Raw genomic sequence first — 20,186 nt, 5'->3', positions numbered from 1 at the left:
ACATTTGAAGTTTGGTGCTAAACTTCCTTTTTTTTATGCTAAACTTAAAACAAAAGACGGTATTTTATTTCATTATTAATTCCTTAAAAGGAGGAATGTATGCGTTCTCTTTACGTGAATAGAAGACTTAGCATACTTGCCCAAATTACATTACTCATCACTGTAGTTATTCTTGTTAGTACCGTCCTTGTATGCATCTTATTTTCTGCAATGGTAGATGAAATTGTCGAAAAATATGTAGGTAATCAAGCTATGACAGTAGCAAAATTAGCTTCTGAAGATAAAATGATTGTAAAAGCTTTTAAGCAGAAAAATCCTTCTGAGCACATCCAACCTGTTGCTGAAAAAATAAGAAAAACCACAGGGGCAGATTATGTCACCATCGCCAATGATAAAGGAATACGCTATTCTCATCCCAATAGTAGTTACATTGGAAAACATACCAAAACAAGCAATGAAGCTTCTTTAAAGAAGCATCAATCCATTATTTATAAAGGAAAAGGAATTTCAGGATTTGCAATTAAAGCCAAAACCCCCATATGGGATAGCCAAGGAAACGTTATAGGTGTTTCTTCGGTAGGGTTTCTTGTAAGCAATATAGAAAAACAGATTAATGATTATAGAATAAAAATTATTAAATTGTCCTGTATTCCTTTTCTTATTGGAGCATTTGGGGCTTTCTTTATTGCAAGGCGGGTAAAAAGACTAATATTTGGACTGGAACCAGAGGAAATTTCCTTTCTTTTTAAAGAAAAAGAGGCTACCCTTGAATCTATTCGAGATGCTACTGTTACTGTAAATGTCGAAAAATATGTAACGTCGATGAATAGAAGGGCTAGAGAGCTCTTTGATAACCTTCATTTAGCAATAGGAGGAGAGATAAAGAACACCCGTTTAGGACAGCTAATTGATCAAGCAATAGAAGAGCAATGCGTGTATTCTAACCAATCCCTTCTACTAGATGGTCAGCAGTATATTTTAGATTTATCTCCTATTGTAAGAAAAAAAGAAGTGCAAGGTATCGTTCTTACCATAAGAACTTTATCACAAATTGAAGAATTGACTGAAGAGATTTCTAAAATTAAAATGTTCTCTGATAATTTACGCGCTCAAAATCACGAATTTTTAAATAAGCTGAACGTGATTTACGGGTTATTAAGGTTAAAGAAATATGAGCATGTCATGCAAATGATTTCATCAGAGGTAAAGGAACGCCAAGATATTCTTTCTTTTTTAATGTCTTCTGTGAAGGATCCTTTGATTGCTGCCTGCTTACTTGGGAAAATCAATCGTTCGAAAGAATTAGACGTCACTTTAGAAATTGATCAAGATAGTAACTTAACAAGTACTTTAGATATCGAAGAGGCAAAAAACGTTGTTTCCATCTTGGGGAATTTAATTGATAATGCGCTCGAGGCTGTGCGAGAACATAAAGGGAACGTGCTAGTATCTTTTACAGATGTAGGAAACGACCTGATTTTTGAAGTTGAAGACAATGGACAAGGGATATCAAAAGAAGTAGAAAATATGATTTTTATAGATGGTTACACAACGAAAAAAGGTGAAAATCACGGGATTGGATTGACCATTGTTAAAAGATCTGTAGAGTTGCTTAAAGGTGAACTATACATAAGCAAAAGTATGTTACAGGGAGCAAGATTCACATTAGTTATCCCAAAGCTATTAAATAATGAAAAGGAAGAATCGATATGACTGAAAATCAAATTAATGTCATGATTATAGAAGATGATTCTACAGCTGCACAAATTTATGAACAATTTACTAAGAAACTAGAGCATTTCACTGTTGTTGCGACAGCAGGATCTGGAGAACAGGCTTTAGAATTACTGACAATATTTACACCGCAATTAATTTTATTAGATGTCTTTTTGCCAGATATCAATGGAGTAGAACTGCTATGGGAAATTAGAAAGAAGTATCGAGGAATCGACATTATTTTAATAACGGCAGCCAATGATGTTGAAACAGTAGGAGAAGCAATAAGAGGCGGAGCGTTTGGTTATTTGGTGAAACCTGTAATTATTGATAAATTTTTATCTACTTTAAAACATTATCAGTCTACGAGAATAGAATTAACTGAAAATAAAATGATTAATCAAGACAAAATAGACCATTTATTTAGAACACATCATAGTCGCCGCAATCAATCAGCGGCTGCAGTAACAGCATTTCCTAAAGGTATTGATAAACATACTCTTCGTTTGGTAAGAGATAAAGTTTGCAAAGTTCAGGAAAGCTTGAATGTAGATGAGTTTGCTCAATTAGTCGGTATCAGTTATTCAACAATGAGAAGGTATTTAGAGTATTTAGTATCGTGTAAGGAAATGCAGGTTGAAATAGTGTATGGAAGTGTAGGGAGGCCCGAACGGAAATATCGAGTAACTAATCTTACATAAAAACGAGATAGTGGGTTTTTATCCGCTATCTCGTTTTTATGTAGAAATGATGCATGAAAAAAATGAAAAAAATTACTTTTATAAAAGATATTAAACTTATGTTGGTTATCTATGAACCAGCTTCAACAAGTGATACCTTTTTAGTAACGTGTAGCAAATAAAAATGAAAACGTTATCAAAAAAGGAGGAAAAATATCTGTGCTTTCTTTATTAGGATTTTTAATGGTTGCAGTCTTCATGTATTTAATTATGTCAAAACGACTTACCCCAATGGTTGCTCTTATCATTATCCCCATCATATTTGGTCTAATAGGCGGTTTTGCTAGTGGAATGGGACCTATGATGCTCGAGGGTGTAAAAGACATTGCGCCTACAGCTATTATGATTTTATTTGCTATTTTATATTTTGGGTTGATGATTGATTCAGGATTGTTTGACCCTCTTGTTTCATTCATTTTAAAGGTTGTAAAAGGAGATCCTCTAAAAATCGTTGTAGGAACTGCTGTGCTTTCAATGATGGTTGCTTTAGATGGGGATGGAACTACTACATATATGATAACGGTTTCTTCTTTGCTTCCGCTATATAAACGCTTAGAAATGAATCCACTTATCCTTGCAGGAGTAGCGATGCTATCTATGGGAGTTATGAATATGACTCCGTGGGGAGGTGCTTCTGCTATGGCTATGAGTTCATTAAATTTGGATTCATCTCAGTTGTTTTTGCCTTTGATACCTGTAATGGGTTTTGGGCTTCTATGGGTGCTGTTTGTTTCTGTTGTACTTGGAAGAAGGGAAAGAAAAAGATTAGGAGTTATCAATATTAAACATTCTGCAAATGAAATTGCACACGCACATGAAGTAGAGGGAACAGTGCAATATTCAGACTATCGACGTCCTAAGTTAGTATGGTTTAATTTTCTGCTTACCGTTAGTCTTATGGTGTGCTTAATTATGGACTTCATGTCGCTGATGCTTTTGTTCATGGTAGCATTCGCTATTGCATTACTAATAAATTATCCAAACATCAAAGATCAACAGCAGCGAATTTCATCTCATGCAAATAATGCGGTAGCCGTCGTTTCAATTGTTATTGCAGCAGGTATTTTTACAGGAATTATGTCTGGAACAAAGATGATTGATGCTATGGCAAATACACTTGTAGGAATAATTCCAGATGCAATGGGCCCTTTTTTGCCAGTTGTAGTAGCATTTTTAAGTGCTCCTTTTACATTTTTTATGTCTAATAATGCTTTTTATTTTGGCGTATTGCCGATTATTGCTCAAGCTGCCGAAAGTTATGGCATTAGCGCAGCTGAAATTGGAAGAGCTGCTATCTTAGGACAACCTGTTCACGTGATAAGTCCCTTGGTAGCAGCAGCTCACTTATTAATTGGAATGGTAGGAATTGAATTTAGTGATTTGCAACGATTTTTAATTAAGTGGGCGCTAGGAACTACGGCGGTGATGACACTAGCTGCATTAATCTTAGGTGTTATTTCTATTTAATAAAAAAAGACCCCGAGGGGTCTTTTTTTATATTCTTAATCTTAAGTTGAACTAGACTGTTCGCTGCAGCTGCTCTTTTTAAAATAGAACTTATAAATTAAAAATCCGCATACAGCCACTACCGCTGCAATTAGAATATAAGTTTGTGCATCTGAGATAAAAGACTGAATGGACTTAAAGTTTCCGATTTGTCCTAGCCAAAGCATGGCAATATTCAAAGGAAAGATACCAAGAAATGTGAGCAGAGCAAACGGCATAGGTTTTACTTTAGATAGCCCTGAAAGGTAAGAAATGTAGTTGCCGAGCCCTAAAGGACGAGCAATCGCAATACTCCATAATCCGCATTTTTTAAACCATTTTTGCGATTTCTCAAATGCTTTTTTCTTTTTTGATAATTTTTTCTTTACCTTATCTTCTAATTTATAGCCTATCCCATACGGTATAAAGCTAAAAGCTGTATAAACGGCGCTTCCTGCAAGAGCGATTAATAATAATTTCACTATGTGCATGTTTAATAAGTATCCGTAGGTAAGGGTGAGAAGAGAACCAGGAAACGGCAGGGAGGAAGCCTCAATGGCCAGTCCGCTTAAAAGTCCCCAAATTCCAAATTGTTTCAGTAAGTCTGTTATGAAGTGTAGCATAAGATCGCCTCTTTTTCTGTGTCATAACATTCAAATACCCATCTATATGTTCGGAAAAACTTATAAGAGAAAAGAAAATAAAGGAAGAGCGCGGGATATAACAGAAAAAAACTTAGCTTGTACAAGGAAAAAAGAAGGAAGTATATTTTATAGCTTCTACTCAAAGTGAAATTATAGGAAAAAAATAATTGAGTGTGAATTTTTAAATAAACTACGACTTTTATTCATAGTTTTGATTCCTTTTATTCATTTTACTTATAAAACTAACGGGTGTAAACTTGTTGTGTTGTGAAATAATCCATTATGTATATGTATTAAAAGGAAAGGAGGTTACCGTGTGGTTATTATTGTAGGATTGTTATTGTTGATGTTTTTTGCTTATCTAGGATGGTCTATTATCTGGGTGGCACCTGTTGTCGCTACGTTTGTTGCTTATTTTAGCGGTTTAAAAGTACTGCCTACTTATACAGATGTGTATATGGGAGGGTTTGTAGATTTCGCTGCAAAATGGTTCCCCATCTTTTTATTAGGAGCCGTCTTTGGAAAGCTAATGGAAGATACAGGCGCAGCTAAGTCGCTAGCGCAGCGCATTGCTAAATTGTTTGGAAGTAAAAGAGCCATTTTAGGGGTGCTGATTGCTTCAGCCATTTTGACATACGGCGGAGTCAGTTTATTCGTTGTTGTCTTTGCGATTTATCCTTTAGCAATCGCATTATTTCGAGAAGCTAACGTATCGCGAAATTTACTGCCAGCAACCATTGCACTCGGAGCATTTACATTTACAATGACAGCGATTCCAGGTACGCCTCAAATTCAAAATCTGATTCCGACTGCTACATTTAAAACCAATGCAATGTCCGGTTCAATTATTGGAATTGTCTCAGGTCTTATTATGGCAGTGGGAGGCTATTTATGGTTGGCTTATCGCGATAAAAAATTAAAAGCTAAAAATCAAGGGTTTACTGAGCCTAATGAATCATCGGTTGCCGCAAGTGAAGAGCAGGACTCGATGAATGTAATGTTAGCTATTTTACCGCTGATTATCGTTGTCGTGACATTAAACGTTTTAAAATGGGAGCCTATCGTATCATTATTAATTGGTATTTTTTCTATTTTACTTATTAATTTCAAACACTATAAGACGTTTATTTCTTCTATAAATGAAGGAGCAAAAGGATCCGTAATGGCTGTTATTAACACGAGTGCAGCAGTAGGCTTTGGCTCGGTTATTACAGCAGTTCCAGAGTTTAAAGATGTCACGCACGTACTACTAAACATTTCGAGTAATCCGCTCGTTTCAGAAGCGTTAAGCGTTCAAGTGCTAGCGATGATCACGGGTTCAGCATCCGGTGGTATGGGTATTGCGCTTCAAGCATTAGGAGATACGTGGTATCACTTGTCTCAAACGACGAATTTAAGCGCCGATGCGCTTCACCGTATTGCAAGCGTTGCGTCAGGTGCATCTATTTTACCGCATAACGGTGCGTTGTTAACGCTATTAGCTGTAACTGGTCTTCGGCATAAAGAAACGTATAAAGACGTATTTGTTGTTGCATTTATCATCCCGACAATCGCTTTATTTGCAGGAGTCGCATTAGCGGCAGCCGGTATTATTTAAAAACAGGAGGAGAATACACATGGTTGAAAATCAAGTAATTGTAATCACAGGAGCAGCAAGAGGAATTGGATTTGAAATAGGTAAACGATTCGCTGAAAACGGCGGGAAAATTGTGTTATCTGATATTGATCAAACTGCCGTAGAAGCTGCAGCACAAAATCTTCGTGAAGCTGGATTCGAAGCACTTGGTGTCAAAGCGGATGTAACAAAAGAAGAAGAAATCAAACATTTAATTGAAACAGCAAACGCACATTTTGGAGCGGTTCATACGTTCATTAACAACGCTGGTTTGCAGCATGTTTCTCCAATCGAAGAGTTTCCAACTGAAAAGTATGAGTTAATGATTAAAATTATGCTAACAGCTCCATTTATGGCGATTAAGCACGCGTTTCCGATTATGAAAAAACAAGGGTTCGGACGTATTATTAACGTTTCTTCTATCAACGGTTTAATCGGTTTTGCAGGCAAAGCAGCTTATAACAGTGCCAAACACGGTGTAATTGGGCTAACAAAAGTAGCTGCTCTTGAAGGTGCAGCACACGGTATTACGGTTAATGCACTTTGTCCAGGTTATGTGGATACACCACTAGTGAGAGGTCAGTTAGATGGTTTAGCTAAAACAAGAAACGTACCATTAGAAAGCGTTCTTGAAGAAGTTATTTATCCTTTAGTCCCTCAAAAAAGATTACTAGACGTGAGCGAAATTGCTGACTACGCTATCTTCTTAGCGAGTGATAAAGCAAAAGGTGTAACTGGTCAAGCGGTAGTAATGGACGGCGGATATACAGCTCAATAAAAATAGAACAAATCATTAAAAGCATAAATGAGTCCAACGGGCTCATTTATGCTTTTTTAGGTTATATCTATTCTATTGAGTTAATCAACGTTAAAATATAACTAGGCGATACATAAAAAAAGCCTCATATGCTATTTCTACTGTCAAGATAAATAGTAGGATAAAAAAGCGTACAGATTAGAAAGGATGATACATATGGTGCAAACAGTAAATGAATTAATTAAACATCCGGTTTTCTATTTCTTTAACGAAATCTCAGCTATTCCTAGAGAATCTGGAAATGAAAAAGAAATTAGTAACTATTTAGTTTCTTTTGCAAAAGAAAGAAGCCTTGAGGTTATCCAAGACAAAGCTTTAAATGTAATCATTAAAAAGCCGGCAACTAAAGGATATGAACATGCTCCAGCTATCATTTTGCAAGGACATATGGACATGGTATGCGAGTTAAATAAAGGAACTGTCCATGACTTTGAAAAAGATCCGCTTCAACTGCGAATTGTTGAAGATATGCTTTATGCAAATGGTACTACGCTAGGAGCTGATAACGGGATTGCCGTTGCATATGCACTGGCTTTACTAGATGCTCAAAATATAGCGCACCCCTCTCTTGAAGTAGTCATTACCACTGAAGAAGAAACGACTATGGGCGGAGCCATTGCTGTAAATCCAGCTTATTTTGAAGGGGAAATCTTTATTAACCTTGATACAGAAGAGGACGGAAAGCTCCTTGTCAGCAGCGCAGGCGGGGTAAAAGGCGTGCTTCGTATTCCTATAAACTGGGAGTCGTCTTCCAATAACTCAGAAACATATAGCTTAAGCATCGGAGGACTGCGCGGCGGACATTCCGGAATGGAAATTGACAAAGAAAGAGGAAATGCGAATAAACTGCTAGGGAGAGTTTTATATGATTTACAACAAGAACTTCCCTATTCTTTAAGCAGCATTAGCGGAGGATTAAAATCAAATGCAATTCCCCGTGAATCAGAAGCAATTCTATCAGTTGAGCCTTCTGAGGTAGGAAAGCTAGAAAATAAGATTCGTGAGTGGAACGAAATAGTAAAAAATGAATTACAAGCGGCTGATCCGAGCGTATATGTAAAAATAAACAAATTTTCTTCCGTTGAGAAATGTTTTACAAGAGAAACGACAGAACGAATTGTACAAGCTATTATGCTAACACCAAACGGCGTTCAAAGCATGAGTATGAATATTGAAGGATTAGTAGAATCTTCTACCAACTTAGGTGTGATCACGACGACAGAATCTGAGGTTGTTTTTCAAAATGAAATTCGCAGCTCAGTAAAAAGCTTAAAAGAAAAAATAGTAAGTCAAGTGCGCATACTTGCTCAGGTAGTCGGGGGAAGAGTTGAAACAAAAGGTAATTATCCTGAATGGGCGTACAATGGAGATTCAAAAATTCGCGAATTATGTAAAAAGGTTTACAAAGAAAAGTATGGTGAAGAGGCGGAGATCATTGCCATCCATGCTGGAATTGAATGCGGTATTTTCTTAAAAAAAATCCCTGGATTAGATGCCATTTCGCTCGGACCCGATATGTACGACGTTCATACACCTGATGAACACCTGAGCATTCCGTCTACTCTTAAGACATGGGAATACTTATTAGCAGTATTAAAAGAGGCAAATAAGATATAAAGTTATCAGCATCCCTATAATCTTAAAAAGAGAGCTTCTGTAAAGGAGCTCTTTTTCATTCGTCATTTATCAGATAATAAATAAGGTTCCATCAACGCGTCAGGCAATTGAGAACATTTATGTAAGCGTTTTACAAATAAAGGTTTTAAAACGGTCCTAAAAGAGGTAAACAATTATTAAAACGATAGACAAATGAATTCAAAACAAGCTCTGCAACTAATAAATTAGTAGGGAGAGAATGTATATGAATGATAATAGTCTTATCAAAGATCCTTTTTTAGAAAAAGGAGAAATTGAATTTTTAGAATTAAAGAAAGACGAAATACGTTATCTAAAGTTCGATCGATTTTTAAAAGTCATTAAAGCACTTAATCAACGCAGTGATAAAGGCTACCAGAGTCTTATGCTTTCCGTTGATGGCTTTAAAGGTACTTCAAGAGAATTATATGAGATAGAGGAGTTTCGCAGGTATGTAAATTTGTTAATTAATCAAGTTCCTCAAATGTTATTTTATATTCATGATAAAAACAAAATGACTAATCAAATTTTGAAGAGTTTATCAAATAATAGCAGCCAGCCGGCCTCTATAGATCCTAAAAGAGCACGTTTAATGATTGATGCCATACAAGAGCAAGTAACGAAAACAGAAGATAAAGAGATAAAGGAGAATCTTTCTGAATTCGTATGTAAAATCCAGAGCTTTGTGAATCAGTATTAACAGTTCCCAAGAGAAAAGCAGAATCCATATTATAAAAAAGTACGAGAACTTAAAGCTTCTCGTGCTTTTTTTGTTGGGAAAACTGTAGAAAAAGAAAAGGATTATCAACATATATTGATAAATAATAAAAGTAAAACTTCATATTTGGCAGTGAAATAATCAGGAGGGATGAACATTGAATCATATTGAAATAAGAAGACCAAAAATAGAGGACAGTGCAGAACTCCACGAGCTTTTTAATGAAGTGATCACAGATACCTTCCATAGAGAGGGTCTATCTGACATGATGAACGATATACAAATAGAAATTGAAAGTAAAGAACAATATTTAAAAAGTGACCTTGATAGCGATGGGAAATGTCGATTCTTTTGGCTCGGAATAGATACGTGCACCAATAAGATTATTGGCTGCATTGAATATGGCCCTGTTAGTGAATTAATTATGGCGTGTACAAAAGGGGAGCTGCAAGGATGGATTGAAATCGGCACAGTTTTTGTTCATCCAAAGTACCAAAGAAAAGGGGTAGGAACACTGCTTATACATATTATGCTGCTTACGCTTCAAAGCAGAGAAATTAAAAAAATTTGTTTGGATAGCGGATACAAGAATGCTCAGAAAGTATGGAAAAACATATTTGGAATTCCCGATTACTTAGTAAAAGATTACTGGAGCAAAGGATATCATCACATGATTTGGAAAATAGAAACAGAACGTACACCGATAGTATTTAAGTTCAGTCATAACGGATAATAAGATGTCTTCTAGAAAATAGCCGGTAGAAAGGTACCGGCTATTTTTTACGGATTGAGCTACGATTATTTAAAGATAAAAAAGACCTCTCTGAAGGTCTTTTTTATGGACATATAACAATTCTTTTTAAGAGCGAGCAGGATAGTTTATTAGAGAGCTAGAACACATTCATAATACGAACGATTACGGCAACAAGCTGAATATGAGAAAAACATATTCGTATCTTTGAATAATAAAGCTTTTATAACTTATGTGGAGGAGTATGGAAATGTCTATATATGAAATTTGGAATGAAGTGGATCTTTATATGAATGATAAGCTCATACAACCTGACCCTATTCTTGATGAGGTATTGAAGGCAAATCAAGAGGCTGGATTACCTGCCATCGACGTATCGCCTAGTCAAGGAAAGTTTCTGCATTTGTTAGCTTCATTAAAAGGGGCTAAACGCATTTTGGAAATTGGTACTCTTGGAGGGTACAGCACGATTTGGCTAGCCAGAGCTCTTCCGAAAGACGGACAGCTGATTACGCTCGAATTAAGCGCTCAGCATGCAGAAGTAGCACGAGCTAATTTAAAAAGAGCGGGAGTAAGCCACTTAGTAGAAGTCATTGTCGGCCCCGGGCTTGATACATTAGCTGTATTAAAGGATAAGGGAACAGAGCCGTTTGATCTTATCTTTATTGATGCTGACAAGCCGAATAACCCAAATTACTTAAAGTGGGCTCTAGAATTATCGAAACGAGGAAGTACGATTATTTGTGATAATGTTGTTCGTCAAGGGCATGTGGTGAACTCAGAAAGTGAAGATGAAAATGTAAAGGGAATTCGACAATTTATGGATGCTCTGGCTCAAGAAAAACGAATCAGCGCCACGGCTATACAAACCGTTGGAAGCAAAGGCTATGATGGATTCATTGTAGGGATTGTTGAATGATAGAACTCGTGTTACATATAAAGAGGCTGGGACAAAAGTAGTTTTGTTGAAGGGAAATCCGACCGATGAATTCAAATTCTTGATGGAGAATCTCGATTCCTCGGTCGGATTTTTTCATGGTGATAGTGAACGTAAATTTCATGTGTGTAGGTGTAGGTGCTTCTAGCTGTGGATTGATTTCGTTATCTCCCAGCCTCTATTTAATTTGCGTCCAACTTATTTGTTATTTGTTTTGCTGTCAGAAAATTAATCAACTCTCTTACAGCGAATGAACTGTAGCGTTCTTTTAACAGAATAATTCCAAGTTCCCACATCATTTCAGGATTTGCAATAGGTACCGTAATAATATTGGAATCTTTCACTTTGGCATAAAGCGATTCGGGTAAAATAGCAATACCTAGTTCTGCTGCTGTTAATTCAATAATTAAATCCCATTGAGAACTTTTATATGCGATAGAAGGCACAAATCCTGATTTTAAAGCATCTTGAATTAACCGGTCGTGCAGCGTAAATTCTTCACTGAACATAATGAATTTTTCATGCTCCAATTCTTTCATCCAGACGGAAGAACGTTTCGCTAAAGGATGGTTTTTATGGGCGTATAAAAGGAATCTCTCCTTAACGAACGGGTATACGTGAAAATGCTCATCATGACCGCTTGTGAGAGGAAGCATAACAATCCCCATATCTACACCAGCCTCTTCCACAAGGGCTTCAATTTTTTTTGCTCCAAATTCAATAAGCTCTAGAGATACTTTAGGGTATTGTTCATTAAATGCTTTTGCAATCTTCGGGAAAAACAAGGTCCCGATGAGCGGAGGGATTCCCATCTTGATTTGCCCTGTTTGCAAGTTCATTAAATCGCCCAACAAGTGAGGCATGTCTTTTAACACCGACAGCGCTTTAGTTGCCTGATGATACACGACTTCTCCTGCATCGGTTAGCTTTAATTCTCTTGTTGAACGGTCAAGAAGCTCAAATCCTAGTTCATTTTCTACTTTTTTGACGGCTTTACTTAAAGCCGTTTGTGACAAATGAACTTGCAGCGCTGCCTTTGTAAAATTTTTATGATTCGCTACCTCTATAAAGTATTCTAAGTCTCTGATTTCCATGTGAAACTCCATTTCTGCAAACTGCTTATCCTTTTTTTTTACTCTTTATTTTAACCATTAAATTATTTACTGTAAATGCGCTGATTAAAAAAGGGAGCTATCCAATGAATAAAAACGAGGAAAGGAAATGAACTAAAGTTTCTGTCGAAATTGATTTATAAAACCAATAATCTTTTTATAGAGAAACATAGATTTTGCTACTAGCTGATGAGGAATATAAAGATTTTTGCCTGTACGTTCGGGCAAAAATGCAAAACTTATCAAAATAACTGAAAGCCCAAAGGCTGCAGCTGTAATCTCTATCCAAGAAAACACCATATCATTCCTCCTTTTACAAACCTATTAATAGAATATGTAAAAGTTTGAAAGGAGGTTGTACGATAGACCTATAAAGAGCGTCGTCATTAAGCTCTCTCAAAATAAAATGACGTCAAAGAACGCAGGGCCTGTGCCAAACGTTCTTTGACGTCATTTTATTTTCGCTCTTCAGCTTGATGCTCTTGTTTGTTTTGCTCAGTGAGACGTTTTTGATGAGCTTTTGTTTCTGCACTTACGTGATTCGCATCATTCGGTTGATTCTTCTTTGAACCTCCTGCAGCGTTACTCATTAGACGACACCTCCAGTCCGGTTATGAAACATACCTATAGAATGTGCGTATTTACAAACTTTATACACGGCTATCGATATTACTGCACACGAAAAAAGCAAAGGGAGAGTCACTAAGACTGTTCCCTTTGCTTTTTTACTAGGCGACTTTATCGGTGGTGATAATTTTGTTAATCCAGTCTTTTCCTTCTGTAAACCTTGTAACAAGCATCGCTGTTACTGTATTTCCCGTACTGTTTAAGAGCGTAGCAGGGGCGTCAATAATTGTGGAAATGACCGCAATGATGGGCAGAACTTCTGGCGAAAATCCGTAAATTGTAATGATTAACATTTCGCCAATCATACCGCCTCCAGGAATTGCTCCCATTACGGCTCCAACTAAAAAGGCTACGCCTAATATGCTCAAAATACTCGTAGCAGACGTCATATCTTTGCCGAACAAACTGAATAAGAAAACAATTTTTAGAATACCACCGATAACAGAACCATCTTTATGGGTGTTTGCTCCTAATGGAATCACTGTTTCAGCAATATCCAGAGGCACACCCATTTTCTTTGTTGCGTCTAAATTGACTGGAATAGATGCCGCGGAAGAACAGGTAGCAATAGCAGTGATAGAAGGAGCAGCTGCATTTTTCCAAAACAGCTTAATTCCTGCTTTACCGCCAGCAATCCATGCGTATAGCGTAAAGAAGCCAAAATAGTAAACGATTGCAATTAATAAATAAAGAATAAATGCTCTGGCATACCCTTGCAAGATCTTTGGTCCAAGTTCTCCTACTACAGTAGCAAAATAGCACCCTAAACCAATTGGAGCATAGTACATGACAATTTTAACGACTTTCATCGATACTTCTTGACCCGAAGTCAGAAATTTCGCCATAGGCTGTCCTTTTTCACCAGCCATCGTGGTAGCAATACCGAAGATAACGGCAAAGACAATTAATTGTAAAATATGCTCTTTCGAAAATAACTGAACAAAATCAGGTACAGTAAATGTACTAACAAGCTGATTTAAAAGCGTCATTTTTTCAGCTGTATTTTCACTGTCACCCATTAATTCTTTAATGGCAGAAGTATCTACGTTGTGCAGCGGATTGTAAAGTGATGCGCCTAAAAAGCCTAGAACGGCTGAAACAGCAGCAGTGGCGACAAACACAACGGCGATACCTAGCATAATTTTACCAAGACGTTTCATTTCGTTCATGTTTGCGATCGCCGAAGCCACACTAAAAAAGACAAGGGGAACGATAATCATGAACATTAAATTAAGAAACAAATCACCAAAGGGCTTTACGACTGCCACATCGGGCCCGATAGCATATCCTGCTATCCCGCCAATTAAAATAGCGAGAAGCAGAATAAGCGATGATCTGTACGTTTTAAATACACTTAAAACCATATAGATTTCCTCCAAACAACAATAGCTTCTTTACTACGCAAGAACAGCTATCATTTGCTCATTGCATACGTAGTAACGACTGGCTTTACATCTTTACGCACCAAATCTTCGTATGTTTCTCGCTCTACAGCAAGACGAGCTTCTCCATTTTTCACAAATACAACAGCAGGGCGCGGAATACGGTTGTAATTGCTAGCCATTGAATAGTTGTAGGCACCTGTAGAGGATACTGCTAGTAAATCTCCTTGATTAACGCGCGGTAAATCGATATCCCAAATAAGCATATCTCCTGATTCACAGCATTTCCCCGCAATTGATACTGTTTCATCTTTTTTATCCGTCACTCTATTAGCCAAGACAGCTTCATGTTTTGCATCGTAAAGAGCAGGACGGATATTATCGGTCATACCGCCATCAATTCCTACGTATTTGCGTACACCTGGAATCTCCTTCGTTGAGCCGATTGTATAAAGCGTTGTACCTGCTTCTCCTACGATGCTTCTTCCAGGCTCAATCCAGACTTCCGGAAGGGTATAATTCTGTTCAGTTAACGTGCGGCTTAGCTTTTCTGTCAGTGCATCTACATAATACTCAACTGGAAGTGGAGAGTCGCTTTCGGTATAACGAATACCAAAACCACCACCTACGTTTAAAACTTTTACTTCAAATTCCATTTTATCACGAATACTGAATAAGAAATCAGTTAAAATATCAATGGCGCGAGAAAAACCATCTACTTCAAAAATTTGCGAACCAATATGACAATGAATGCCTAAAAGATCGTAGTAAGGCTTTTCTAATGCAGAACTTACCGCTTTCATAGCCTGGTCATTGGAAAGACCAAATCCAAACTTGGAGTCTTCCTGTCCGGTCATAATATATTCATGTGTGTGGGCTTCAATCCCTGGAGTAACACGCAGAAGAATAGATGCTTTCTGTTTGCGCTCAGCTGCTAAGGCATGTAAAACTTCAAGTTCGGTAAAGTTATCCACAACAAAACAGCCAATATTCGCATCAAGAGCCATTTCAATTTCTTCAATCGTTTTGTTATTTCCGTGAAAATGAATGCGTTCAGCTGGATATCCCGCTTCAAGAGCTGTAAATAATTCGCCTCCTGAGACCACATCTAATGACATATCAAGCTTCGTTAAAAGGCTAGCCATTTCCATACAAAGAAACGCTTTCCCTGCATAGGCGATTTGATATGAAAATCCGCTTCTTTGAAAGGCTGAATGGAAGGCCTTGCATTTCGTCTCAATTAATTCTTGATCGTAGATGTATAGGGGAGTGCCGTATTGTTTTTTCAGTTCGACCGTATCGCACTGCCCAATTTCTAAATGATTGCTGCTGTTAATTTTACTCGTTCCATGTAAGTACATAATCCGTATCCCTCCATTTAAATCATTCAACTATAACTTTGATGGTCAGTAGAAAAACACAAAAAAGACCCGTGAAGTGATGTTCACGCGTCTTGGTTTCATAATAATAAAGTATTATTACATTCTAGGCATCAACATCTCTTCAATAGCTCTCCACAAACCAAGTGGTTTGTGACAGCTCAGCATTTATTCAATACTGAACCAGTATATGAACACAATGGATGTTTATATACTTCGGCACGAAATCCCTTTTACTTATCTTCACAGACTCCATTAGTCTCCAATAAGTGACTCTTGATTTCATGCACCTCTATTCTCAGAGAGGAAAATTATATTTAAATGTAACTCCTATTATATTTCCTTTTCCTCTGTCTAGTCAATGAAAAGTTAAGGCATAGGAATATCAAAGAAGATAAATAAAAAAGCTATGAAGCTTCCAGATAGAATCCAAGCAGCCAGCGCTGTCTTCTGATGAATGATTAAAAGTGAGAACGTGACAATATTGAAGAGAAAAGAACATAGCAGCGACCATCCATAATGATGAGTGATACTGTGATTAACATAAGCAATGAACTCAATCACAGTAAATAAAAGCGCCCATAAAAGAATCCACCACAGCCGGCCGCTTACATGCAGCGGCAGCCTTCCTAAAAAAACCGGTATAACAAACGGATAAATAATTAAGGTTATTCCAAGAGAAACCATTAGGTGATCGGGTAGAAAAAGATGATCAATACCAACAGGGTGAAATACCCATACGCGGTGATGAAACAGCAGCACTTCATAAAGCAAATTCCCCGTGACCCAAAACAGCAAAGTAGGGTAGTATTCTTGATACCTTCGCCACTTGCCAAATAGTAAACCAAGAATGATAAAAAATAATACAAATGAAGATTGCATACGCTCTCCTTAAAATAATGGTTATTTCTTTTTATTTACATATTATAGTGGTTTTATTCTTTCATTTTTTTATTCAGCACCTATAATAGAAAAGCCGTAAGCCACAGCGTTAAAGACGTACTACCACTATTTATGGCTTTCTTCACCCTGTTATAATCTTGGTAAAAGAACTTCTACCGCTTTTGTTTACGAGACGAAAGGAGCTATATGTCAAAGTCAGCAAGGCTTAAAAATAAGCTTAAAATAGCTTCGCCTAGTATGTGACTTCTTTTTTTGCTATGCTAAAATTGCATACATATAGCATGAGAATACTAGAAGAAAGAAAAGGGTGTTTTGGTATGAAAACATACATCGTAGTTGGAGCTGGGGTACTTGGAGCTTCTACGGCATATCATTTAGCAAAAGCAGGAGCAGATGTGACATTGATAGATCGCAAGGATGCTGGTCAAGCTACTGATGCAGCAGCAGGAATTGTTTGTCCGTGGCTTTCGCAGCGTCGAAATAAAGCATGGTACCGATTAGCAAAAGGCGGCGCCAAGTACTATCAAACATTAATTCAGCAATTAGAAGAAGATGGAGAAACGGATACGGGATATAAGCGAGTAGGAGCAATCAGTTTACACACTGATGAACAAAAGCTTAAAAAAATGGAAGAACGAGCATATAAGCGTCGGGAAGAAGCCCCCGAAATAGGCGAGATTACACGTTTATCCACTAAAGAAACACAGGCTTTGTTTCCGGCTCTTTCGGAAGAATACAGTTCAGTTCATATTAGTGGAGCCGCTCGCGTTAACGGAAGAGCTCTTCGAAACGCACTTGTGAATGCAGCGAAGAAAAACGGTGCAAAAATAATAGAAGGAAACGCAGAACTACTTTATGAAAATAATCAAGTAACGGGCGTTGCCGTAAATGGACAAACCCTTCTAGCAAGTACAACAATCGTGACAGCAGGAGCGTGGGCAAATCAATTACTAGAGCCTCTTGGAGTGAAATTTTTAGCAAGCTTTCAAAAAGCGCAAATTGTCCACTTGCATCTTCCTGATTTAGATACAAAAGACTGGCCCGTTGTAATGCCTCCAAGCGACCAATATATTCTTTCGTTTGAACAAGGTCAAATTGTCATAGGAGCAACACATGAAAACGACACGGGTTATGACTTGAGAGTAACGGCTGGGGGGCTTCATGAAATTTTTTCAAAGGCCTTATCAATTGCTCCTGGCTTAACAGAAAGCACAGTCTTAGAAACAAGGGTAGGGTTTCGACCATTTACTCCAGGCTTCTTGCCAGTCATTGGGGCTCTTCCAGCTTACGAAGGAATACTAGTAGCGAATGGTCTCGGAGCTTCAGGCTTAACTTCGGGCCCTTATCTTGGTTCAGAGCTGGCTAAATTAGCACTTGAAATGGAAATGGAAATTGATCTTAGCGACTATGATGTAAGAGGAGCTATTGAGTCCTAAGCAAATAGAATGAATGAAAACAAATAGAAGTTCGCAAACTATAACTACTATATGATGAAAGGAAGTAGATTGTTTGCGAAAGATTATGATAAGTGCAGCAGCAGCTTTTTTATTTATGAGCGCGACACCTGTATTAGCGGAAAACAATCCTCAGCCAGAAACAAAAGACGTGCAGCTGACGTCTCAGCAAAAGCAGGAATTATCCGTTCTGTACAAAGAAATGTTCGAAAAAAAGAAAGAAATACTTTCAAAATATGTGGAGTACGGCGTGCTAAGCAAAACGGAGAGTCAAAACATTTCTTCACATATGGAAAATCGCTATCAGCATATGGAGCAAAATGGTTTTGTCCCGAAGCGTCACTGTCATAAAATGCATCATTCAAAGTAATTCCTATTCACATAAAAAAGCGCCTATACAGGCGCTTTTTTATGTGAATGAATGGAAAATATCCGCTTCTTTATCTAGTAAATTTTAAACACCTCATGTAAAATTAAGAGAATGAGAACGAGTAGGAAAGATGCTAGTGAGGGGTAGGTAAATATGAACGATGAACGAAAATAAAAAAATAGTCCGATTACATGCAGAAAATCATTCAGCTGAGGATCTAGGAATCATATTTGCTTACAAACAAAAAGGTGACCATCTTGTTTACAGTATGTATCAAGGAGAAAGCGTTTCTGAGCAAAAAATACCTCTAGAAGAATGGGTCTCGTATGAGCATTTTTTTGAAGCGCTAAATAAAAAGAAAAAGCTTATGTACGAGCTTCAAATAAATGATAAACGCTATGTAGTAAACTTAACCCCTTTATCTTACACAGAAAAACCTGAAATTATGGGACATTGCGTGAATATAACTAGTTATCAGGAGAAAAAAGAACAGATTCAGCCTTTTATTTATCATAACGCAGATGCTGTTGCTATCGTTGACTTAGAGGGTAAAACGCTTCAAGTGAACCCTGCGTTTGAGAATACATTTGGCTGGACGTTTGAAGAAATTCATCAAAAGCCTCTTCCGATTATACCTTCGTTTTTAAAGGAGCCCGTGTGCGAACTTCATAAGACTATTCAATCAGGGGAATCGAAAACGGAATTTGAGACGGTCAGACAGCATAAAGACGGGCATTTAATTAATGTAAGCGTCACACTATTTCGCGTTGAAAATATGAATGATTGGCCGTTATGCATTGCGTTTGTCTATCGAGATATAACATCACGCAAGCAGGATGAGACGGCTTTAAAAGAAAGCGAACAGCGCTACCGAAGTTTGATTGAGTTATCCCCGGAAGCAATTATCGTTCATAGTGAAGGTAAAATTGATTATATCAACCCTGCAGGAGCTAAAGCACTAGGATACAAGAATCCTCAAGATGTATTAGGAGCTTGTGTTTATCAGTTTGTTCACCCTGATTACTATGATGTTGTAAAACAGCGAATTTATCGAATGAAAACAGAAAATAAATCTGTGGATCTGCAGGAAGAAAAGTTTATTCATAAAGACGGTCATACGATTGATGCCGAAACCATTGCCTTTCCTATTCCGTATATGGGAAAGCAGGCCATTCAAGTTTTGTTTCGTGATATTACAGAACGTAAAAAAACTGAAAAATTGCTGCGTGAATCCGCTCAGCTTTCCTTAGTCGGACAGTTAGCAGCGGGTATCGCTCACGAAATCAGAAACCCTCTAACAGCGGTAAAAGGATTTATGCAGTTATTAGAAGAAACGAGCGGTCAGCCTTACTATGTAGAAATGATAAATCATGAGTTAGATAGAATCGAATTGATTGCCGACGAGTTCTTGAGTCTTGCAAAGCCTCAGGCGAAAACCTACAAAGACAAACACGTCCAAGATATCTTAGAGAACACGTTAAAGCTAGCTGAGGTGCAGGGGATTACAGAGAAAATTCACGTAAAAAAAGAGATTGATCTTCATCTTCCTCTCGTATTATGCGAAGAAAACCAGTTAAAACAGGTCTTTAGCAATATATTTAAAAATGCCGTCGAATCCATGCCAAGTGGAGGAACTGTAACGATTCAACTAAAAAGATTTAATCAGGAGAACCTTGTTGTCCGGTTTAGCGACGAGGGGCCAGGCATCACGCAGGAACGAATGCAGCATTTAGGAAAACCTTTTTATAGTACGAAAGAGAAAGGAACGGGGCTTGGACTGATGGTGTGCTATAAGATCATTCGAGAACATAGAGGAGAAATTAACTTTGTAAGTGAACTTGGAAAAGGAACTACCGTAGACATTCTTTTGCCTTTTAAAAAGTAGATTCTACTTTTATAAG

19 protein-coding genes and 1 riboswitch are annotated in these 20,186 nt (G+C 37.4%); of the genes, 12 read left to right on the top strand and 7 right to left on the bottom strand.

Translation table 11 applies throughout. The annotated features are described in order from the left end of the window. Positions 1–99: 99 nt before the first annotated feature. The 3 genes from ACRPLQ_RS11070 (at position 100) to ACRPLQ_RS11060 (ending at position 3,923) form a co-directional block, all read left to right on the top strand. Positions 100–1,713, top strand: a complete 1,614-nt coding sequence (locus tag ACRPLQ_RS11070; protein ID WP_432235970.1) for an ATP-binding protein — start codon at positions 100–102, stop codon at positions 1,711–1,713. Then, entirely contained in the window at positions 1,710–2,417 is a 708-nt protein-coding gene (locus ACRPLQ_RS11065) for a response regulator (protein WP_098999322.1), read from the top strand. The genes ACRPLQ_RS11070 and ACRPLQ_RS11065 overlap by 4 nt, the downstream gene beginning before the upstream one ends. Positions 2,418–2,615: 198 nt before the next feature. Beyond that, positions 2,616–3,923 carry a CitMHS family transporter gene (locus ACRPLQ_RS11060; RefSeq protein WP_034266108.1) on the top strand — a complete coding sequence of 436 codons (1,308 nt, stop codon included), beginning with the start codon at positions 2,616–2,618 and terminating at the stop codon, positions 3,921–3,923. Between the two features lie 41 nt (positions 3,924–3,964). Here ACRPLQ_RS11060 and ACRPLQ_RS11055 read toward each other — a convergent pair whose 3' ends face one another. Further along, a complete protein-coding gene (locus tag ACRPLQ_RS11055; RefSeq protein WP_014460120.1) occupies positions 3,965–4,564 on the bottom strand; it encodes a DedA family protein in 600 nt (199 codons plus the stop codon). Positions 4,565–4,901: 337 nt separating this feature from the next. Here ACRPLQ_RS11055 and ACRPLQ_RS11050 point away from each other — a divergent pair, with 337 nt between their 5' ends. The 6 genes from ACRPLQ_RS11050 (at position 4,902) to ACRPLQ_RS11025 (ending at position 11,040) form a co-directional block, all read left to right on the top strand. Further along, the gene (locus ACRPLQ_RS11050) at positions 4,902–6,182 is read left to right on the top strand and encodes a GntP family permease (RefSeq protein WP_014460118.1); all 1,281 of its coding nucleotides are present in this window, start codon (positions 4,902–4,904) and stop codon (positions 6,180–6,182) included. A 19-nt stretch (positions 6,183–6,201) separates the two neighbouring features. Further along, positions 6,202–6,978: a 3-hydroxybutyrate dehydrogenase gene (locus ACRPLQ_RS11045; RefSeq protein WP_028413363.1), complete on the top strand. Its 777-nt coding sequence runs from the start codon at positions 6,202–6,204 to the stop codon at positions 6,976–6,978. A 195-nt stretch (positions 6,979–7,173) separates the two neighbouring features. After that, positions 7,174–8,634, top strand: coding sequence for an aminoacyl-histidine dipeptidase (locus tag ACRPLQ_RS11040; RefSeq protein WP_432235969.1), 1,461 nt, complete (start codon positions 7,174–7,176; stop codon positions 8,632–8,634). 244 nt (positions 8,635–8,878) lie between these two features. Continuing rightward, on the top strand, positions 8,879–9,352 hold the full coding sequence (locus ACRPLQ_RS11035; protein ID WP_034266114.1) for a hypothetical protein: 474 nt from the start codon (positions 8,879–8,881) through the stop codon (positions 9,350–9,352). Between the two features lie 175 nt (positions 9,353–9,527). Continuing rightward, positions 9,528–10,103: a GNAT family N-acetyltransferase gene (locus tag ACRPLQ_RS11030; protein ID WP_165636045.1), complete on the top strand. Its 576-nt coding sequence runs from the start codon at positions 9,528–9,530 to the stop codon at positions 10,101–10,103. A gap of 250 nt (positions 10,104–10,353) precedes the next feature. After that, complete coding sequence (locus ACRPLQ_RS11025; RefSeq protein WP_034266120.1) at positions 10,354–11,040, top strand: O-methyltransferase; 687 nt, start codon at positions 10,354–10,356, stop codon at positions 11,038–11,040. 200 nt (positions 11,041–11,240) lie between these two features. Here the strand turns inward: ACRPLQ_RS11025 and ACRPLQ_RS11020 are convergent, their stop codons facing one another. The 6 genes from ACRPLQ_RS11020 to ACRPLQ_RS10995 form a co-directional block, all read right to left on the bottom strand. Continuing rightward, the gene (locus tag ACRPLQ_RS11020) at positions 11,241–12,152 is read right to left on the bottom strand and encodes a LysR family transcriptional regulator (protein ID WP_251440376.1); all 912 of its coding nucleotides are present in this window, start codon (positions 12,150–12,152) and stop codon (positions 11,241–11,243) included. A 132-nt stretch (positions 12,153–12,284) separates the two neighbouring features. Then, positions 12,285–12,470: a hypothetical protein gene (locus ACRPLQ_RS11015; protein ID WP_028413357.1), complete on the bottom strand. Its 186-nt coding sequence runs from the start codon at positions 12,468–12,470 to the stop codon at positions 12,285–12,287. 155 nt (positions 12,471–12,625) lie between these two features. Continuing rightward, entirely contained in the window at positions 12,626–12,760 is a 135-nt protein-coding gene (locus tag ACRPLQ_RS11010; protein ID WP_013057043.1) for a hypothetical protein, read from the bottom strand. Positions 12,761–12,898: 138 nt separating this feature from the next. Then, positions 12,899–14,161: a dicarboxylate/amino acid:cation symporter gene (locus ACRPLQ_RS11005; RefSeq protein WP_033578970.1), complete on the bottom strand. Its 1,263-nt coding sequence runs from the start codon at positions 14,159–14,161 to the stop codon at positions 12,899–12,901. A 50-nt stretch (positions 14,162–14,211) separates the two neighbouring features. After that, complete coding sequence (gene lysA, locus ACRPLQ_RS11000; RefSeq protein WP_014460106.1) at positions 14,212–15,540, bottom strand: diaminopimelate decarboxylase; 1,329 nt, start codon at positions 15,538–15,540, stop codon at positions 14,212–14,214. A 138-nt stretch (positions 15,541–15,678) separates the two neighbouring features. Next, a riboswitch (Lysine riboswitch) is annotated at positions 15,679–15,861 on the bottom strand. 66 nt (positions 15,862–15,927) lie between these two features. After that, positions 15,928–16,440 carry a CBO0543 family protein gene (locus ACRPLQ_RS10995; RefSeq protein ID WP_028413355.1) on the bottom strand — a complete coding sequence of 171 codons (513 nt, stop codon included), beginning with the start codon at positions 16,438–16,440 and terminating at the stop codon, positions 15,928–15,930. A gap of 338 nt (positions 16,441–16,778) precedes the next feature. Here ACRPLQ_RS10995 and ACRPLQ_RS10990 point away from each other — a divergent pair, with 338 nt between their 5' ends. From ACRPLQ_RS10990 to ACRPLQ_RS10980, 3 genes are all read left to right on the top strand, one after another. After that, positions 16,779–17,897: an NAD(P)/FAD-dependent oxidoreductase gene (locus ACRPLQ_RS10990; RefSeq protein WP_325076835.1), complete on the top strand. Its 1,119-nt coding sequence runs from the start codon at positions 16,779–16,781 to the stop codon at positions 17,895–17,897. A gap of 73 nt (positions 17,898–17,970) precedes the next feature. Further along, on the top strand, positions 17,971–18,285 hold the full coding sequence (locus ACRPLQ_RS10985) for a YckD family protein (protein ID WP_048020928.1): 315 nt from the start codon (positions 17,971–17,973) through the stop codon (positions 18,283–18,285). Positions 18,286–18,445: 160 nt separating this feature from the next. Next, on the top strand, positions 18,446–20,170 hold the full coding sequence (locus ACRPLQ_RS10980; protein ID WP_325076837.1) for a PAS domain-containing sensor histidine kinase: 1,725 nt from the start codon (positions 18,446–18,448) through the stop codon (positions 20,168–20,170). Positions 20,171–20,186: the final 16 nt, after the last annotated feature.

The organism is Priestia sp. TRN 1309 (assembly GCF_050846875.1).
In the GTDB taxonomy this organism is placed as follows: Bacteria; Bacillota; Bacilli; order Bacillales; family Bacillaceae_H; genus Priestia; species Priestia zanthoxyli.
The sequence above is the reverse complement of the archived record's forward strand: the minus strand, read 5'-3'. Positions and strand labels throughout refer to the sequence as shown.